The organism is Yersinia vastinensis (assembly GCF_902726565.1).
In the GTDB taxonomy this organism is placed as follows: domain Bacteria; phylum Pseudomonadota; class Gammaproteobacteria; order Enterobacterales; family Enterobacteriaceae; genus Yersinia; species Yersinia vastinensis.
In genome coordinates, this window is the sequence record NZ_CACVAF010000004.1 from 165,914 (window position 1) to 182,341 (window position 16,428).

Consider the following 16,428-nt stretch of genomic DNA (forward strand, 5'->3'; position numbering starts at 1 on the left):
AGCCATTCTTTGGCATAGGCATTATTTCAGGCGGGGATCAAAGGCAAAAGAGAGGGGCTTGACGCTGTTCAAACACGCTTGAAAATCTTTATGCCGGGGGTTGATCAGCAAATTATTTTCTGATGGCACCAGTGTGGAGGGAACCAGTAATCCAAGTGATGTTTCTGATTCCAGCCACTCGGTGCCGATATCCATCGTAGCGGCTGGCGCGGGATCACTGCGCCAATCTGTCGGCCAATCTTGTGGTTGCAACAGCATAATGTTGCTGTCATCAACGTCCATCTGAAATAATTCGAATTCACTCAGTGTTGAGCTGTCTTGGATATGCACTAAGGTTTCCAGCATGGCCAGAGATACACTGCTGGCCAAATAGATAGCGGCATGCCCTTTATGATTCCAACGACCCCCATAAATCTCTGCACCATAGCCGGTCCAGGTTGATGCAAGATAGTGACGCATCACAATGCGGTAGAACATCATAAAGATTGGCCTGTCAGGCGGTATTTCATCGTACGCTTACCCCTTTAAACTACGTTTCCCTGTAATGGGTGGTTGAAGATTCATTTCCTTTTGGCTTTCAGCTACGAAAATACGCCATGCTCTAATCGCCCAATTAAATCACAAACTTCCAATGCGCCGGTTTCGGTTTCCAGCAGAGAGTCCGGGCTGCGGTGACCAAGACCCTTAATCGGGGTAGACATCCAAGTGATGGCTTTGCCTTTATCTCCCCCAAACAGATCGACTGCGGCATCCATGACACGGACGAAACGGGCGATTCGCTCGCTCTCTTCTGGTGTAAAACGGCCATCATGCGTGCGTCTACGGGTTAGACTGCGGCTGGGAATACCGGTCGCGCGCAATATCTCTGCTTTAGGTATGGAGGCCCAAACATGGATGCTGTCGATGACATCAACAGAGAATCCCATTTTGATACTGTCGACCAATACAGTGCCACGGCTGGCGGGTAAGCCAATCTCACGCCATAGCGCGCCTGTTTTGGTCGCTGGGGCAGGGTGATATGTTCTCATGTAACCTCCTCGGTCAATTGGCTACATCCACTATAGCCACTTGGCCGATATAAAGCAAAGTGTCACTTGTCATTGACGAAGATATTGGCGCGACTAGGCATTATATTATTCTGAATTATTAATACTAAAACTAATAACTCGCTGTATATAGTAATGATTGGCGTTGATGATCATGCCTTTCTGTGCTTTATCGAGGAAAAAAAACAGCAAAAAGCCGATTCCTGTCAACTTTTGCTGACAGACTGCTTCATCAGCGCGGGGGGACAGGGTATTATCTTTAACAGATATTCCGCACCTGCCATAGATAAGGTCGATACTGATGCGCTTGGAAGTTTTTTGCGAAGACCGACTCGGTCTCACCAGAGAGTTACTCGATCTCTTGGTTTTACGCAGCATTGATTTACGGGGGATCGAAATTGATCCGATTGGTCGCATTTACCTGAATTTCTCCCAACTGGACTTCAGCGTATTTAGTGCATTGATGATGGATATTCGGCGTATTGAAGGTGTTACTGACGTCCGAACTGTCTCCTTTATGCCATCAGAACGTGAACACCGTTCATTGCGGGCGCTACTTGAGTCCATGCCTGAGCCAGTATTTTCCATCGATTTGAAAGGTAATCTTGAGTTAGCTAACCCAGCTGCTCGCGAACTTTTTTCCCTCAATGAAGAGAAAGTTCGCCACAAAACAGCAGGCAGCCTACTTGGGGGGTATAATTTCGCCAGGTGGTTTGATGGGGGAGAGACTGCCCCTCATACTGAACGGGTGTTGATCAATAATCAGGATTACCTGATGGAGATCACGCCGATTCAGCTTGAAGATGAAAATCAACAGAATCAAACCGTGGGGGCCGTGGTAATGCTGAAGTCTACCGCCCGCATGGGAAAACAACTGCAAATCTTATCGATTAATGATGATACTGAATTTAAGCAGATTGTTGCGACCAGCGCGAAAATGCGCCATGTTCTTGATCAAGCTCGGAAATTAGCAATGCTGGATGCCCCCTTGTTATTAGTGGGCGAAACTGGCACGGGTAAGGATCTATTAGCACGAGCTTGTCATCTGCGTAGCCCTCGAGGAAAAATGCCGTTTCTCGGTCTCAACTGTGCATCAATGCCTGATGATGTCGTTGAAAGTGAATTATTTGGCTATGCCGCAGGGGCTTATCCGAATGCCATTGAGGGCAAAAAAGGTTTCTTTGAACAAGCCAATGGTGGCTCGGTTCTCTTGGATGAAATCGGCGAAATGTCGCCTCGCATGCAGATAAAACTGTTACGTTTCCTTAATGATGGTACTTTCCGCCGTGTTGGGGAAGAGCATGAAGTGCATGTTGATGTGCGGGTTATCTGTGCGACTCAAAAGAATTTGGTGGAGTTGGTTCAACGCGGGGAATTTCGCGAGGATTTATACTATCGCCTCAATGTGTTGACGATCACTTTGCCGCCGCTACGAGAGCGTCAGGCCGATATTATGCCACTGACCTCGCTGTTCGTTGCCCGTTTCTCTGACGAACAAGGTGTACCTCGTCCGAAGTTGGCTCCTGAACTCAGCAACTTCCTGACCAGTTATGGCTGGCCCGGTAATGTGCGGCAGCTTAAAAATGCTATCTACCGTGCTTTGACTCAGCTAGAAGGGTTTGAACTGCGACCACAGGACATCATTTTACCGGAATTTGAGGTTGAAGCTGCTCTAGGGGATGAAGTGCTAGATGGTTCACTTGATGACATCAGTAAACGGTTTGAACGTTCTGTTTTAACGCGCCTTTATCGTAATTATCCAAGTACTCGTAAACTGGCCAAGCGGCTGGGTGTCTCCCACACGGCTATTGCTAATAAGCTGCGTGAATATGGCTTAAGTAGTAAGCGGGTAGCCAATGATGAAAATGAAGACGAATAAGTGATTAACGCAAGCGATGCGGCTGAAGCGTCGTGTCAGAAAAGCTAACGTTGGCGGCGATAAAAAACGGCTGTACCCGATGGGACAGCCGTTTGCGTCTTCATTAAAAGCGGAAGTTTGCGGTTATTTCAACGATGCCAGAGCAGCATCATAATTTGGTTCGGTCGTGATTTCGTTAACCAACTCACTGTAGATAACATTATCTTGACCATCCAGAACCACTACAGCGCGTGCGGTCAAACCGGCTAATGGGCCTTCAGTGATGGCTACGCCGTATGCTTGTTTGAATTCAGCACCACGTAATGTTGACAGTGTAATAACGTTGCTCAGACCTTCAGCACCGCAAAAACGTGATTGAGCAAATGGCAGGTCAGAGGAGATACAAAGAACGACGGTGTTCTCAAGTTCGCCAGCCAGTTGATTGAATTTACGTACGGATGCGGCACACACGCCGGTATCGATACTTGGGAAGATGTTCAGAACCTTACGTTTACCAATGAAGCTGCTCAGTGCAACATCAGATAAATCTTTCGCGACTAATGTAAAATCTTTAGCTTTATCACCGGGTTGCGGGAGTTGACCTGCAACGGTCACTGGATTGCCTTGGAAATGTACTGTCTGTGTCATTATTTGATCCCTTTTACAGATGTGTAACACGAAGTTCAGTTTAAGGTAACAATGGCGGCTTGGATATGAGAAATTTGCCAAATAATTGAGATTTTACTGACGTCGGGTTCTGACACCTGACGTTAACGCCTGAATTCTATCGAGGACCCCTAATGAGAACCATGCGTTGTTATCCTGAGGCTTGGCCTCTACATTCTGCGTTTGTTATCTCCCGCGGAAGCCGTACTGAAGCCAAAGTTGTGGTTGTCGAAATTGAAGAAGGGGGAATCCGCGCATTTGGTGAATGTACGCCATATCCTCATTATGGCGAAAGTGAATCTTCTGTGATGGCGCAGTTGGCTTTGGTGGTGAGTGCCATCGAATATGGTGTGTCGCGCGAAGCCCTACAGCAGTTATTGCCCGCCGGTGCGGCAAGAAACGCAGTGGATTGTGCGTTGTGGCAGTTGGAATGCTTACAGAATCGGCAAACTCTGTGGCAGAGGACTCAAATCCCTGCGGTTTCTCATATATCCATGGCTCAGACAGTCAGTATTGGCACCCCGGAAACGATGGCTTATAGCGCAAGTGCGCTGGCACGTTTGGGAGCTAACCTATTAAAAATAAAGCTCGATGATCATCTCATTGCCGAGCGTTTGGTGGCAATCCGCAGCGCCGTGCCAGATGTGACATTAATTGTCGATGCTAATGAAGCCTGGCAACCAGAAGGTTTGGCGGCGCGTTGTCAGTTACTGGCTGACTTAGGTGTAGCAATGCTGGAGCAGCCTCTGCCGGCAGGGATGGATGATTCTTTGCAGAATTTTATTCATCCACTGCCTATTTGTGCCGATGAAAGCTGCCATACGCGAGCTGACTTAGCAGGTCTGGTGGGCCGCTACGACATGGTTAACATCAAACTGGATAAAAGTGGCGGATTAACCGAGGCACTATTATTGGCCGAGCAGGCAAAATCACTGGGATTTGCCATTATGCTCGGTTGTATGTTGTGCACGTCACGGGCTGTCCGCGCGGCATTGCCACTGGCGCCTGGGGCGCGTTTTGTTGACCTCGATGGCCCAACATGGTTGGAACGCGATGTCGACGAGGGTCTGCACTTCGCCACGGGGGCTATCGATTTGTCGGTTTAATCTGCCAATGTCAGTAAATCAATCAATGCGTTTAGGTAACATTCACTGGCTTCATCTGCCGAAATCGCGGGTAACTCGGCAGTAATACAAGGCAGTTCGCGCTCGGCACACCAACTTCCAAATGAACCCGGTGTGGCGTAACCCACACTGGTGACAAGCGGTAATGCGAAGTTTAGTGCAAGCCGTTCGCCCAATGCCGAGCTATCAGGGTCTTCGATACAAGCCAATGGCTCATGGAATGAAACAACCCAGCGGGGCGATAACTGCGTAATTAATGTGCATAACGCTTGTGTCTCAGGCTCGGATCCTGCGTGCTCTCCTGTTGATAGCACCACATCACGTGCATTCGCAGCACTGTTCCAGCGATATACCGTCTCCCCACCTTGCCAATTTTGAGTCGGGAAATTGCGGTTAAGATCAACGCCATTAGCATTTGCCCTCAACCCCAGTTGGCAACCATCAGGGTTAACTGCCAAGATAACATGGTGGCGCTGCTGCTGTGGTGAGATGCTGCGTAACGCACAAGAGAGCGCAACAATTGCCGCACTTTCATCACCATGAGTCCCTGCAATAATCAGCCCGGTGTCAATCGACGGATGAGGGGCAGGGAAATAAAGCAGTGGCGCACCCAATAGAGACTGGCCGTAATGTTGCCCTAGGGTCAGCAGTTTTCCCCGTGCTGGGCGGGGGCGATATAGGTTCATAGTATTTTCTGTTATTCCAAATACAGTCATATTAGATTTAACATAGCATCTAACATTATTACTTTGAATCAATAAGATAAGTTATTTTGTAGTAGACAAGATAATGATTCTAAGAAAAATGAGGGGTATATGGCGATTTGATTGTCATGGTAGGTACTGGATGCATTCGAAACGATTCGATATTTACCGTCGTCATGATGGTACTTAATCTGCTAGTTTATGGTTATTCGATTTTTTACTTTCGCTGAAATGGAACAACAACGAAAAGGTTAATCAATTATGCGCTATTTCCGTTATGCATTGTGTGCCGCATTGGTTGGCACAGCGCTGGGCGCGGCAAATGCTGCTGATGTCCCTGCGGGCACCGTACTGGCTGAAAAACAAGAAATTGTTCGTCATATTAAAGATGAACCAGCCTCTCTTGATCCGATGAAGGCCGTAGGATTAATAGAGGCGCAGGTTGCCCGAGATTTGTTCGAAGGGTTGGTTAATCAAGATGCGCATGGTCAGATAATCCCGGGGGTTGCGACTAAATGGCAAACTGCCGATAACCAAACCTATATATTCACGTTGCGTAAAGATGCGAAATGGTCCAATGGCGACCCAGTGACCGCACAGGATTTTGTTTATAGCTGGCGTCGTTTAGTCGATCCTAAAAGTTTATCTCCCTTTGCTTGGTTTGCCGAGCTAGCAGGGATGGAGAATGCACAGCAGATTATTGAAGGGAAAATGCCACCGGAGACTTTGGGTGTCAGTGCTGTTAATGATTACACACTTAAAGTAAAACTCAGTAAACCCGTTCCTTATTTCCCAAGTCTGACAGCAAATTTCAGTTTATTTCCCGTACCTTCCTCGGTAGTTGAAAAATATGGCAGTGACTGGACAAAAGTAGGGAATCTGGTTGGGAACGGTGCATTTAAATTACAAGACCGAGTGGTAAATGAAAAATTAGTATTAGTCCCTAATGAACATTATTGGGATCATGCTCGAACCGTGCTAACCAAAGTGACATTCATTCCAATTAATCAGGAAGCGAATGCGACTAAGCGCTATCAGGCGGGTGATATCGATATAACAGAATCTTTCCCGAAGAATCTATATCAGAAGCTATTAAAAGATATCCCTGATCAAGTGTATACACCTGACCAATTAGGGACTTACTATTACGCATTTAATACACAGCGCGCACCGACCAATGATGTACGGGTGCGTAAAGCGTTATCTTATGCAATCGATCGTAAAGTGATTGCTGAAAAAGTGTTAGGTACTGGGGAAAAGCCAGCTTATCACTTTACGCCTGATGTCACTGCTGGTTACCATCCGGTCGCAAATTTATTACAGCAACAAGATCAGGATGAATTAAATGCGCAAGCCAAGGCGTTGTTGCATGCCGCAGGATATGGCCCTGATAAACCGCTAAAATTATCACTGCTATACAATACGTCGGATAATAATCAGAAATTAGCTATTGCTATAGCGTCAATGTGGAAGAAGACATTGGGTGTTGATGTCAAAATGATTAATCAAGAGTGGAAGACCTATATTGATAGCCGCAACACCGGAAATTTTGATGTTGTCCGTGCGTCATGGGTTGGGGATTACAATGAACCCTCTACCTTCCTTTCACTGCTGACATCGACTCACAGCGGTAATATTGCCAAATTTACTAATGAGAATTATGACCGTTTACTCAGTGAAGCAGGGAAACAAACCAATCCTAAAGCATTAAGTGATGATTATAATAAAGCTGAACAGATTATTGCAGAGCAAGTGCCAATTGCCCCAATATATCAATTTACCAATGGGCGTTTAATTAAACCATGGGTGAAAGGCTACCCTATCACTAACCCTGAAGATGTGGCATATAGCCAGATGCTGTATATTATTAAGCACTAGTCATATCGTTTTGTGATGAATTGATAATAGAATACCGCCGGTATCACCGGCGGATTTTAGTTGTTAACATCGAACTGCGCATATTAAAAAATAGGTTATGTTGTATTTCGCCGTTTTGGCACAATGGCTGATATGGAAATCATGAAACCACTCAATGATGCGACTATCAATGGGAAAATAAACGCATCTGATGACCTCAATGGATTTTTTATATCGATAATAATCACAAAAAAGAATGAACTGGTCGCGAAAGTTGATGATGAATACAGCTCATTAAGTTTATATTGCAAATTTTCTAATGAAAATGGCGGTGTCTTTTTTGAAATGCAATCCCAGATAATGTGTATCAACATATAAGAAATACAGATAATACAGTAAAACTTAGTCAACTCATCTGTCGTTTGTGGTGAGTACCAGTGGGAAGAAAGTGGTTCCAATTTAGTTCACCAAAACTTGTCTCAGATAGACACCCGCAATAAGTGCGCCTCCAATGGCTGCAAATGTCAATGCGAGGGAAGCAGTGACCGTTAATGTGGGCACTAAAAATGACAAACCGCCGGTCAGTGCAAACCCAGCCCCTGCGCCACCAATTAATGCTTTCATTAACGTAATGAAGCTGATTTCCATAATCAATATTCCTTGAATATACAACGTGGTAACTGCACAAAATTGTACATCAAAGTCCGCATTACTCCCGCTGACTTTATCCTTATGCATCCTTAAGCCAGTCGTTGAATATCAATGCTTTTATACTAAACCTCATGACAAATAAATTGAGTGACTACAAGAAAATCATTCACGGTGCTGCCTGTAATTTTATTGGCGATTGAGGCTATCCGAGTTCACCACCTTTAAAGATAAGGTTGCTAGCGCTACACTGAGCTAATTGCATGATAAATGCCGAAATAGAGGATGTTGTCGTGGATGTAGTCGAAGGAAAAGCACTTCAGGTTTCTGATGCCGTTTATGCCTATCAGCTTGATGGTAAAGGGGGGGTGACATCAATCAGCACTGATGCCATTGCCACTGCGGAGCAGCCTTGTTGGTTGCATCTGGATTACACACATCCAGAAAGTGCGGCCTGGCTGCAAAATACGCCGTTACTTCCCGAAGTTGTTCGTGACGGTCTTGCCGGTGAAAGTGTTCGCCCCAAGGTAACTCGCTTGGGTGATGGCACGATGATAACGTTGCGCGGGATTAACTTTAACAACGATGCCCGGCCTGATCAGCTAGTCACTATTCGGGTTTATATGACAGATAAACTGATTATCTCAACCCGACATCGCAAGGTGTACTCCATCGATGATGTGCTGAATGATTTGCAAAGTGGCACAGGCCCAACAGACAGCGGCAATTGGCTGGTGGAAATTGTCGATGGTCTGACCGACCACACCAGCGAGTTTATTGAAGATTTGCATGACAAGATTATCGATCTTGAAGACGACCTGCTGGAGCAAAAAATCCCCCAGCGTGGGCAGATGGCACTGCTACGTAAACAATTGATTGTACTGCGCCGCTATATGGCACCTCAACGCGATGTTTTTTCCCGCTTGGCCAGTGAGCGCTTGCCGTGGATGAATGATGATGACCGGCGTCGTATGCAAGAAATCTCAGAGAGACTGGGGCGCGGTTTAGAGGATTTAGACGCCAGCATTGCGCGTACAGCGGTTTTGTCCGACGAGATTAGCTCATTAATGGCGGACGCAATGAACCGAAGAACTTATACCATGTCACTTTTAGCCATGGTGTTTTTACCCACTACGTTTTTGACGGGATTATTTGGCGTTAACCTTGGGGGAATTCCGGGGAATACTGATTCCTTTGGTTTTGCGACGTTTTGTATGATGTTGGTGGTTTTGGTGCTCGGTGTTGCCTGGGGGTTAAAGCGCAGTAAATGGCTCTAATGGGTAAGAAGACGACGAGGAAAAGAGTATGCCAGATGGGGGGCTAATCACTGCAAAATTGAGCCATATCAAGATTTGACGGTTATGACTCAGGCATTATCACTTTGCAGGTGAATGCAACGTCAAGCGATGGGCGTTGCGCTCCATATTTGTAATACTTTTATTTTGAATTACTGCATAGCACATAATTGTTACGATGCCGATGTTGTCTCAACATCGGCATTTTTTTATACATTTTTTGTGTACAAACAAGCAATAAGACCCAAAAACGATTCGCCTCGTCACTATCCTATGGGCAAGGCGATATCAGTTAGCCGCTTATTTTATTTCTAGCACATCAAGACGAACCAACGGCTGCTTTTCACTCTCTTCATCATCTTCAGGTTGCCAGCCAACGGGTTGCAGTGGTAACTCTTCACGGTCAAAAGCCAAATCACCACCATCCACAATGTCGCTGTTATGAGTAATGCTTTTAAAATCAAATAATTTATGGTCATTCAAATGTGAAGGTACAACATTTTGCATTGCACTAAACATGGTTTCGATGCGCCCCGGATATTGTTTATCCCAGTCCCGTAACATGTCTTTAATCACCTGACGTTGCAGATTTGGCTGAGAGCCGCACAGGTTACAAGGAATTATCGGGTACTCTCTGGCAACGGCAAAACGTTCAATATCTTTTTCACGGCAGTAGGCCAGTGGGCGGATCACTACATGTTTGCCATCATCACTCATCAGTTTTGGCGGCATGCCCTTTAATTTCCCGCCATAAAACATGTTCAGAAACAGTGTCTGCAAAATATCATCGCGATGGTGACCTAACGCTATTTTTGTTGCCCCAAGTTCGCTGGCGGTGCGGTACAAAATGCCACGGCGCAGGCGTGAACACAGTGAGCAAGTGGTTTTCCCTTCAGGGATAATGTCTTTCACTATCCCGTAGGTATTTTCTTCAACAATTTTGTACTCTACACCTTGCTTATCCAGATACGCTGGCAGGATATCTTCAGGGAAACCCGGCTGTTTCTGATCGAGATTTACAGCAATCAAGGTGAAGTTAATTGGTGCGCTTTTTTGCAGGTTTTGCAAAATATCGAGCATGGTATAACTGTCTTTACCGCCCGACAGGCAGACCATGACACGGTCACCTTCTTCAATCATATTAAAATCGGCAATCGCCTGACCCACGTTACGGCGCAGACGCTTTTGCAATTTGTTCAAATTGTATTGTTCTTTTTGATTAACCACTTGTTTCTCTTGCATTTGTTCGTGACTCATATCCAATTAGGAGCATAACGGGGCATTGTTGCGCACAAGTTTATCATTCAATAAGTGCATGTATTAGTATTTTAATTTATACGTGACTCATTTTGAGTGAGATATTGAGTGATGACTTATACGAAACCATTTGAATTGACTACTGTTATTAATAATTATCTCACCATCAATATCAACAAAGTCCGTAACGGTCCATATTATTGAAATGAAATCCGCACTATATTAGATGTTGCTATATGTATCGTGCCGAATAAATTAAATACTGAATTTGCGCTAAGTTTTCATCTAATTTAATACGGTGGTATTTCAACGTTGGGGTGGTGCGCAATAGAATAAGGTACAAAATAAAAAGCCAGTCAGTAGGGCACTGGCTGGCTGTGGAGTTAACGCATTAACCTCATCTACTATTCTGCGGAAGTTTTCTCCGTTTTGCCCGCAAGCAGGCTCAAGAAGTCATAGCGTTTTTTCAGGTCTTGTTCGGCCGCAGCATACAGTTGTGCCGCCACCTCAGGTTCTTGGGTGTTAAGCCGACGGAAGCGTTGCTCATTAAGCAATGTGGTCGTTAAGTTACTGCTTGGTGGGCGAGAGTCCAGTGCTAAAGCAGCTTTCCCTTCATCTGCACGGCGCGGATCGAAGCGGTACAGTGGCCAGAAACCGGTGGCAGTTAATTGTTTCATTTGATCATGGCTGTAGGCCAGATCATAGCCATGTTCTTCGCAAGGGCTGTAAGCAATAATCAGAGATGGGCCAGGATAGGCCTCGGCTTCCTGAATGGCTTTCACCGTCTGATTCAACTGTGCGCCTAATGAAATTTGCGCCACATACACATGACCGTACATCATCATGCTGACGCCCAAATCTTTGCGCGCTTTACGCTTACCGTGTTCGCCAAATTTGGTCACAGCGCCCAGAGGCGTCGCTTTAGATTGCTGGCCACCGGTGTTGGAGTAACACTGAGTGTCGAGTACCAGCACATTGACGTTTTCGGTCAGACTCAATACGTGGTCAAGCCCACCAAAACCGATGTCATAAGCCCAGCCATCACCGCCAATCAACCAGATAGATTTATCCACCAGATAATCAGCATCAGTGGCTAATTGCAGGGCATCATCTCCCGGGATTTCGCGTAATAACTGACGTAGTTGTGTGACCTGTTCGCGACGTACTTCTGGTGTTGCTTCTTGCTCAAGTAATTGGCTCACCAAATCTTGCGGGAGTTGAGGTGCCAGTTGATTGATCAAACGAATGATCCGTTGACGATGTTGATCGACCGTCAGACGAAAGCCCAAACCGAATTCAGCATTATCCTCGAATAGCGAGTTAGCCCATGCAGGGCCACGGCCATCGGCATTGGTGGTATAAGGCGTGGTGGGGAGGTTGCCGCCATAGATTGAAGAGCATCCGGTGGCATTGGCAATTAATAAGCGGTCGCCATATAACTGGGTCAACAATTTAATATACGGGGTTTCACCACAGCCGGAACAGGCACCCGAGTACTCAAACAGTGGCGAAATAAGCTGCGAAGTTCGGATATCGATGCGTTCCATTTGGGTTTTATCGATTTCTGGCAATTTCAGGAAGAAATCATAGTGTGCTTTCTCTTCTTCCAGATGCTCCAGTCGCGGTTTCATGTTAATCGCTTTGATTTCTGGATGTTGACGATCTTTTGCCGGACAAACTTCATAGCACAGATTGCACCCGGTACAATCCTCTGGTGCGACTTGCAGCACATATTTCTGACCACGCATATCGCGGGCTTTAACATCCAGCGATTGCAAGCTATCAGGTGCCCCCGACATCGCCTCTGGTTGTACTACTTTGGCACGAATGGCCGAGTGCGGGCATGCAGCGACACAGTGGTTGCATTGAGTACAGAGATCAGGCTGCCAAATAGGAATATCTTCAGCAATGTTACGTTTTTCCCACTGTGTCGTCCCCACCGGCCAAGTACCATCCGGTGGAAATGCGGAGACAGGCAAAGCGTCCCCTAAACCAGCCAACATCGTGGCGGTGACGGTTTTAACGAAGTTTGGTGCGAGATCAGAGACGATCGGTGGGCGCATCGGGCTATTTTCATTAATGGGTTGCAGTGGAATTTCCACTAACGCATCCAAAGTGGCGTCAAGTGCCTGCCAGTTGCGAGCCACAATCTCTGGCCCTTTATTACTGTAACTGCGGTCAATCGCAGCCCGTAGTTGCTCTTGCGCCATCGCCGTTGGCAATATTTGTGTCAGATGGAAGAAGGCCATTTGCATGACGGTGTTGATACGCGCACCTAACTTGCACTCGCGCGCAATTTTCGCCGCATTAATCACAAACAGGCGAGCTCCACGCTGATGCAAAACTGCTTGAACTTCCTGTGGCAGGCGCTGCCACATTTCATCTGAACTAAAAGGAGTATTAATTAGAAAGATACCGCCGGGTTTTAGGCGTTCAGCCATTTGGTAGGTATCGATAAACTGCAACTGGTGGCAGCCAACAAAATCGGCATGGCTGACCAGATAGGCTGAGTTAATGGGTGTCTCGCTGACACGCAAATGTGAGACCGTCAGGCCACCGGCCTTTTTGGAGTCATAAACAAAATAGCCCTGTGCATACAGCGAGGTGCTGTTACCAATTATCTTGATATTATTCTTTGTTGCAGAGACCGAGCCATCACTGCCTAGGCCATAAAATAGGGCTTCCAATGTGGCGCGTTGCTCAATTTTCTCGTCAGTCAACGGTAATGATAAGCCAGTGACATCGTCAAAAATGCCCACAGTAAAGCGCGGACGTGGCTGATCTTGCGACAATTCGCGGAACACAGCCAAAGCACAATCTGGGCCAAACTCTTTGGAAGATAGCCCATAGCGGCCACCGATAACTTTGGGCAATGTCGCGCGTTCGCCACGGCTATAAGCCTCTGCCAGTGCAGTCATCACATCAAGATAGAGTGGTTCGGCCAGTGCGCCCGGCTCTTTGGTGCGATCCAGCACAGCAATGCTAATCACAGATTGAGGTAGGACACTCAGCAGATGGGTGGCGGAGAAGGGCCGGAATAACCGAACTTTCAGCATGCCCACTTTCTCACCACGGGTTAGCAGGCTATCAATGACTTCTTCACAAGTCCCTATTGCTGAACCCATCAAGATAATAACGCGTTCAGCCTGCGGGTGACCGTAATATTCAAATGGCTTATATTCACGCCCAGTTGCTTCGGCAAACGCTTGCATCGCATCAGCAACATGTTGATAAGTATCGTTATACCAAGGGTTGGTCGCCTCACGAGATTGGAAATAAGTATCAGGATTGGCTGAGGTGCCCCGAACCACAGGATGATCAGGGGAAAGGGCTCGGCTGCGGTGGTCGTCTATCGCTTTTTGTGGCAGTAACTGACGCAGAGTGTCATCACTTAACGAGACAATTTTATTGATCTCATGGGAGGTGCGAAAACCATCAAAGAAATGAATAAATGGAATACGGCTATTGAGTGTTGCCATCTGAGAAATGAGGGCAAAATCTTGCGCTTCCTGCACACTGCTAGCACAAAGCATTGCACAACCGGTTTGACGAACCGCCATAACATCGGAGTGGTCGCCAAAAATAGACAGCGCATGGGTGGCGATGGTCCGGGCGGCAACATGAAGAACAAAAGGTGTCAGTTCGCCAGCCAGCTTATACAGCGTTGGGATCATCAACAGCAATCCCTGCGATGAAGTAAAGGAGGTCGATAGCGCTCCGGTTTGTAGTGCACCATGTACGGTAGCAATCGCACCGCCTTCAGACTGCATTTCAACCACACGAGGGACATCCCCCCAGATATTGACTTTGCCATCACCAGACCACGCATCTGCTTGCTCGGCCATGGTGGAGCTTGGCGTGATAGGGTAGATAGCAATAACTTCACTGGCACGATAGGCCACAGAAGCGACAGCACTGTTACCGTCAGTAGTAATCATTAATTTGTACCTTCACATTGCTTGTCATGCAGAGAATCGTGCCTTTCTGCATATTGAAATTTATTGGGTATATCTGGCTATTTGAACTAATAATGAAATTCTAGCAGAGAGTATTTTTGCCAGTTATCGCATTTGTGTGACGGTGGGTATCTCATACTATGCAGAAAATAAGGAATCTCATTGGTCTGGGGGTATATCACCGTCATCAGATAATAATTATTACAATTAGAAAACTATTTATGATTGTAATTAGATGTCGCGGGCAACCAAGCTGGACAATTAATGCACTTAGATTAAGTTTGTTTGTGAAATAATTGTGAAGTGGAAATAGATTTAATGAACATTTAATCACTGACGGGCATAATGTCGACCCAATACTGAAATATGAGAGTGATAATGAGTGGTTTCATGTATTTAATGATGGCAATCGTGGCTGAAGTTGTGGCAACGACAATGTTAAAAGCCTCTGATGGTTTTACCCGTTTGGTGCCCTCTATTGTGGTCGTGATTGGCTACGCTATCGCATTTTGGGGATTATCACAGGTCGTAAAAACCATGCCATTGGGGATTGCTTATGCGATTTGGTCGGGGCTGGGGATTGTCTTAGTATCAGTTGCTGCCACATTTATGTATCAGCAAAAGCTGGATTGGGCCGCAATTGTCGGTATGACGTTGATTATTGCCGGAGTATTGGTCATTAATTTGTTGTCAAAAACGCCGATGCATTAATCCTCTATGGCAGATGCGGGAGCAGTTATCTGATTTCCGCGTTATCGCAGCTAAAACGATAACGCGGTGTAAGTCTTGGGGCGGGTGGATAGGATTGCGGTTATTTAATATCTAATCGATGTATTCCTTCGATAGCCAATAATGTCTCATAAATCTTGTCCAAACTTTTTCTTGGTGACAATGTCACTTCCATTGTTAATTCACAGTCTGTTTCATTCTCATCGCGTTTCTGTGTTACTGAAAGATTCATTGGTCGTAAACGCAGTTTTTCTAGGGCGACCAGAATGCGCGGTACACTCTGCGGTAATAATGTAATAGCAATATAATGATGCTGACCCAGCAGTCGGTTACTTAACTGGCGGAAGATTTCCAACACCACCAGCGTCATTAAGGTGCCATAAATCCCAATCTCGTACAGGCCGCTACCAATCACCAGACCAATTGCGGCGGTAACCCACATCCCCGCAGCGGTTGTTAGCCCCTTAACCATCTGTTTTTGAATCATAATGGTCCCGGCACCCAGAAAGCCCATACCACTAACAACTTGTGCTGCGACACGGCTAGGGTCAAAACTGACATGTTCTAACGTCAATAAATCCTCAAAACCATATTTAGACACAATCATAAACATGGCACTCCCAATACCCACCAATATGTGTGTACGCAATCCTGCTTCTTTAGAACGCAACTGTCGTTCTATACCTATTAACCCACCGAGCGCTCCGGCTAAGGCAATTCGTAGTAGTAAATCCGTGATCATGATTATTCCTGTTTTATTTTTATGCAGACAATAGGTATTTGATTTTTAATATAATCAATATTGATTTGAATATTGTCATCACAGGCGAGTGCTGGAGTATTACGATAATTTGGCGACTTGCTGTGAACGACGCTAAATTAAATTATTACATTTATGCTTATTTGTGTTGTGTTTTAATTATAACAGATATTATATAACGCTATATAATTCTCATGTTGGAACAAAAGAATGAAAGCATTATCTTGGTTTGTTGGCGGCGCTGTGTTCTTTTTAGCCGCTTGTAGCAGCAATGATCCAACAGATACCGCGAATTACGATGCTTATGAGCCGGTGCAGCAGGGCACTAGTGCCAATGTTCATCATAATCTCGATATGTCTAATCCCGCAGCAGTAAATTGTGCCAATGTGGGCGGTGTATTAACGATTGCCAAGCAACTTAATGGTGGCAGTATCGGGATGTGTCAATTACCTGATGGTAAGCGTTGTGAAGAGTGGGCATTAATGCGTGGTGCTTGTCCGGCACGCTAAAAAGCGATAGAGCGTTCA

The 16,428-nt window shown here is 46.0% G+C and carries 14 protein-coding genes; 6 read left to right on the forward strand and 8 right to left on the reverse strand.

What is annotated here, in order from left to right; genetic code table 11:
- Positions 1 to 21: 21 nt before the first annotated feature.
- Together HUZ92_RS07630 and xre are read right to left on the reverse strand one after the other, a co-directional pair.
- Positions 22 to 480, reverse strand: coding sequence for an RES family NAD+ phosphorylase (locus HUZ92_RS07630; protein ID WP_050139567.1), 459 nt, complete (start codon positions 478 to 480; stop codon positions 22 to 24).
- A 101-nt stretch (positions 481 to 581) separates the two neighbouring features.
- A complete protein-coding gene (xre, locus tag HUZ92_RS07635; protein ID WP_050097620.1) occupies positions 582 to 1,028 on the reverse strand; it encodes a type II toxin-antitoxin system antitoxin Xre in 447 nt (148 codons plus the stop codon).
- 319 nt (positions 1,029 to 1,347) lie between these two features.
- Between xre and tyrR the strand changes: the two genes are divergently transcribed.
- On the forward strand, positions 1,348 to 2,925 hold the full coding sequence (gene tyrR / locus HUZ92_RS07640) for a transcriptional regulator TyrR (RefSeq protein WP_050139565.1): 1,578 nt from the start codon (positions 1,348 to 1,350) through the stop codon (positions 2,923 to 2,925).
- A gap of 123 nt (positions 2,926 to 3,048) precedes the next feature.
- Here the strand turns inward: tyrR and tpx are convergent, their stop codons facing one another.
- Entirely contained in the window at positions 3,049 to 3,552 is a 504-nt protein-coding gene (tpx, locus tag HUZ92_RS07645) for a thiol peroxidase (RefSeq protein ID WP_050097622.1), read from the reverse strand.
- A gap of 152 nt (positions 3,553 to 3,704) precedes the next feature.
- Between tpx and ycjG the strand changes: the two genes are divergently transcribed.
- A complete protein-coding gene (gene ycjG, locus HUZ92_RS07650; protein WP_050097623.1) occupies positions 3,705 to 4,676 on the forward strand; it encodes an L-Ala-D/L-Glu epimerase in 972 nt (323 codons plus the stop codon).
- On the opposite strand, the gene mpaA is transcribed toward ycjG, so the two are convergent.
- A complete protein-coding gene (mpaA, locus tag HUZ92_RS07655) occupies positions 4,673 to 5,380 on the reverse strand; it encodes a murein tripeptide amidase MpaA (protein WP_050097624.1) in 708 nt (235 codons plus the stop codon). The genes ycjG and mpaA overlap by 4 nt on opposite strands.
- A 279-nt stretch (positions 5,381 to 5,659) precedes the next feature.
- Here mpaA and HUZ92_RS07660 point away from each other — a divergent pair, with 279 nt between their 5' ends.
- A complete protein-coding gene (locus HUZ92_RS07660; protein ID WP_050097625.1) occupies positions 5,660 to 7,276 on the forward strand; it encodes a peptide ABC transporter substrate-binding protein in 1,617 nt (538 codons plus the stop codon).
- 438 nt (positions 7,277 to 7,714) lie between these two features.
- Here the strand turns inward: HUZ92_RS07660 and HUZ92_RS07665 are convergent, their stop codons facing one another.
- Complete coding sequence (locus HUZ92_RS07665; RefSeq protein ID WP_050097758.1) at positions 7,715 to 7,903, reverse strand: hypothetical protein; 189 nt, start codon at positions 7,901 to 7,903, stop codon at positions 7,715 to 7,717.
- Between the two features lie 293 nt (positions 7,904 to 8,196).
- Between HUZ92_RS07665 and zntB the strand changes: the two genes are divergently transcribed.
- The gene (gene zntB, locus HUZ92_RS07670; RefSeq protein WP_050097759.1) at positions 8,197 to 9,180 is read left to right on the forward strand and encodes a zinc transporter ZntB; all 984 of its coding nucleotides are present in this window, start codon (positions 8,197 to 8,199) and stop codon (positions 9,178 to 9,180) included.
- 318 nt (positions 9,181 to 9,498) lie between these two features.
- On the opposite strand, the gene ttcA is transcribed toward zntB, so the two are convergent.
- Together ttcA and nifJ are read right to left on the reverse strand one after the other, a co-directional pair.
- Entirely contained in the window at positions 9,499 to 10,440 is a 942-nt protein-coding gene (ttcA, locus tag HUZ92_RS07675; protein ID WP_145524360.1) for a tRNA 2-thiocytidine(32) synthetase TtcA, read from the reverse strand.
- 419 nt (positions 10,441 to 10,859) lie between these two features.
- Positions 10,860 to 14,393: a pyruvate:ferredoxin (flavodoxin) oxidoreductase gene (gene nifJ / locus HUZ92_RS07680; protein WP_145579945.1), complete on the reverse strand. Its 3,534-nt coding sequence runs from the start codon at positions 14,391 to 14,393 to the stop codon at positions 10,860 to 10,862.
- A gap of 396 nt (positions 14,394 to 14,789) precedes the next feature.
- Here nifJ and HUZ92_RS07685 point away from each other — a divergent pair, with 396 nt between their 5' ends.
- Positions 14,790 to 15,122 (forward strand): DMT family transporter, encoded by a 333-nt coding sequence (locus HUZ92_RS07685; protein ID WP_050097629.1) that lies wholly within the window; start codon positions 14,790 to 14,792, stop codon positions 15,120 to 15,122.
- A 100-nt stretch (positions 15,123 to 15,222) separates the two neighbouring features.
- Here the strand turns inward: HUZ92_RS07685 and HUZ92_RS07690 are convergent, their stop codons facing one another.
- Complete coding sequence (locus HUZ92_RS07690; RefSeq protein ID WP_050097630.1) at positions 15,223 to 15,882, reverse strand: MgtC/SapB family protein; 660 nt, start codon at positions 15,880 to 15,882, stop codon at positions 15,223 to 15,225.
- 228 nt (positions 15,883 to 16,110) lie between these two features.
- Between HUZ92_RS07690 and HUZ92_RS07695 the strand changes: the two genes are divergently transcribed.
- On the forward strand, positions 16,111 to 16,410 hold the full coding sequence (locus tag HUZ92_RS07695; protein ID WP_050097631.1) for a putative hemolysin: 300 nt from the start codon (positions 16,111 to 16,113) through the stop codon (positions 16,408 to 16,410).
- The last annotated feature ends 18 nt before the right edge of the window (positions 16,411 to 16,428 follow it).

Coding starts and splice junctions, on each gene's coding strand:
- HUZ92_RS07630 (WP_050139567.1), bottom strand. CDS start 480: ATGATGTTCTACCGCATTGTGATGCGTCACTATCTTGCATCAACCTGG.
- xre (WP_050097620.1), bottom strand. CDS start 1,028: ATGAGAACATATCACCCTGCCCCAGCGACCAAAACAGGCGCGCTATGG.
- tyrR (WP_050139565.1), top strand. CDS start 1,348: ATGCGCTTGGAAGTTTTTTGCGAAGACCGACTCGGTCTCACCAGAGAG.
- tpx (WP_050097622.1), bottom strand. CDS start 3,552: ATGACACAGACAGTACATTTCCAAGGCAATCCAGTGACCGTTGCAGGT.
- ycjG (WP_050097623.1), top strand. CDS start 3,705: ATGAGAACCATGCGTTGTTATCCTGAGGCTTGGCCTCTACATTCTGCG.
- mpaA (WP_050097624.1), bottom strand. CDS start 5,380: ATGAACCTATATCGCCCCCGCCCAGCACGGGGAAAACTGCTGACCCTA.
- HUZ92_RS07660 (WP_050097625.1), top strand. CDS start 5,660: ATGCGCTATTTCCGTTATGCATTGTGTGCCGCATTGGTTGGCACAGCG.
- HUZ92_RS07665 (WP_050097758.1), bottom strand. CDS start 7,903: ATGGAAATCAGCTTCATTACGTTAATGAAAGCATTAATTGGTGGCGCA.
- ttcA (WP_145524360.1), bottom strand. CDS start 10,440: ATGCAAGAGAAACAAGTGGTTAATCAAAAAGAACAATACAATTTGAAC.
- nifJ (WP_145579945.1), bottom strand. CDS start 14,393: ATGATTACTACTGACGGTAACAGTGCTGTCGCTTCTGTGGCCTATCGT.
- HUZ92_RS07685 (WP_050097629.1), top strand. CDS start 14,790: ATGAGTGGTTTCATGTATTTAATGATGGCAATCGTGGCTGAAGTTGTG.
- HUZ92_RS07690 (WP_050097630.1), bottom strand. CDS start 15,882: ATGATCACGGATTTACTACTACGAATTGCCTTAGCCGGAGCGCTCGGT.
- HUZ92_RS07695 (WP_050097631.1), top strand. CDS start 16,111: ATGAAAGCATTATCTTGGTTTGTTGGCGGCGCTGTGTTCTTTTTAGCC.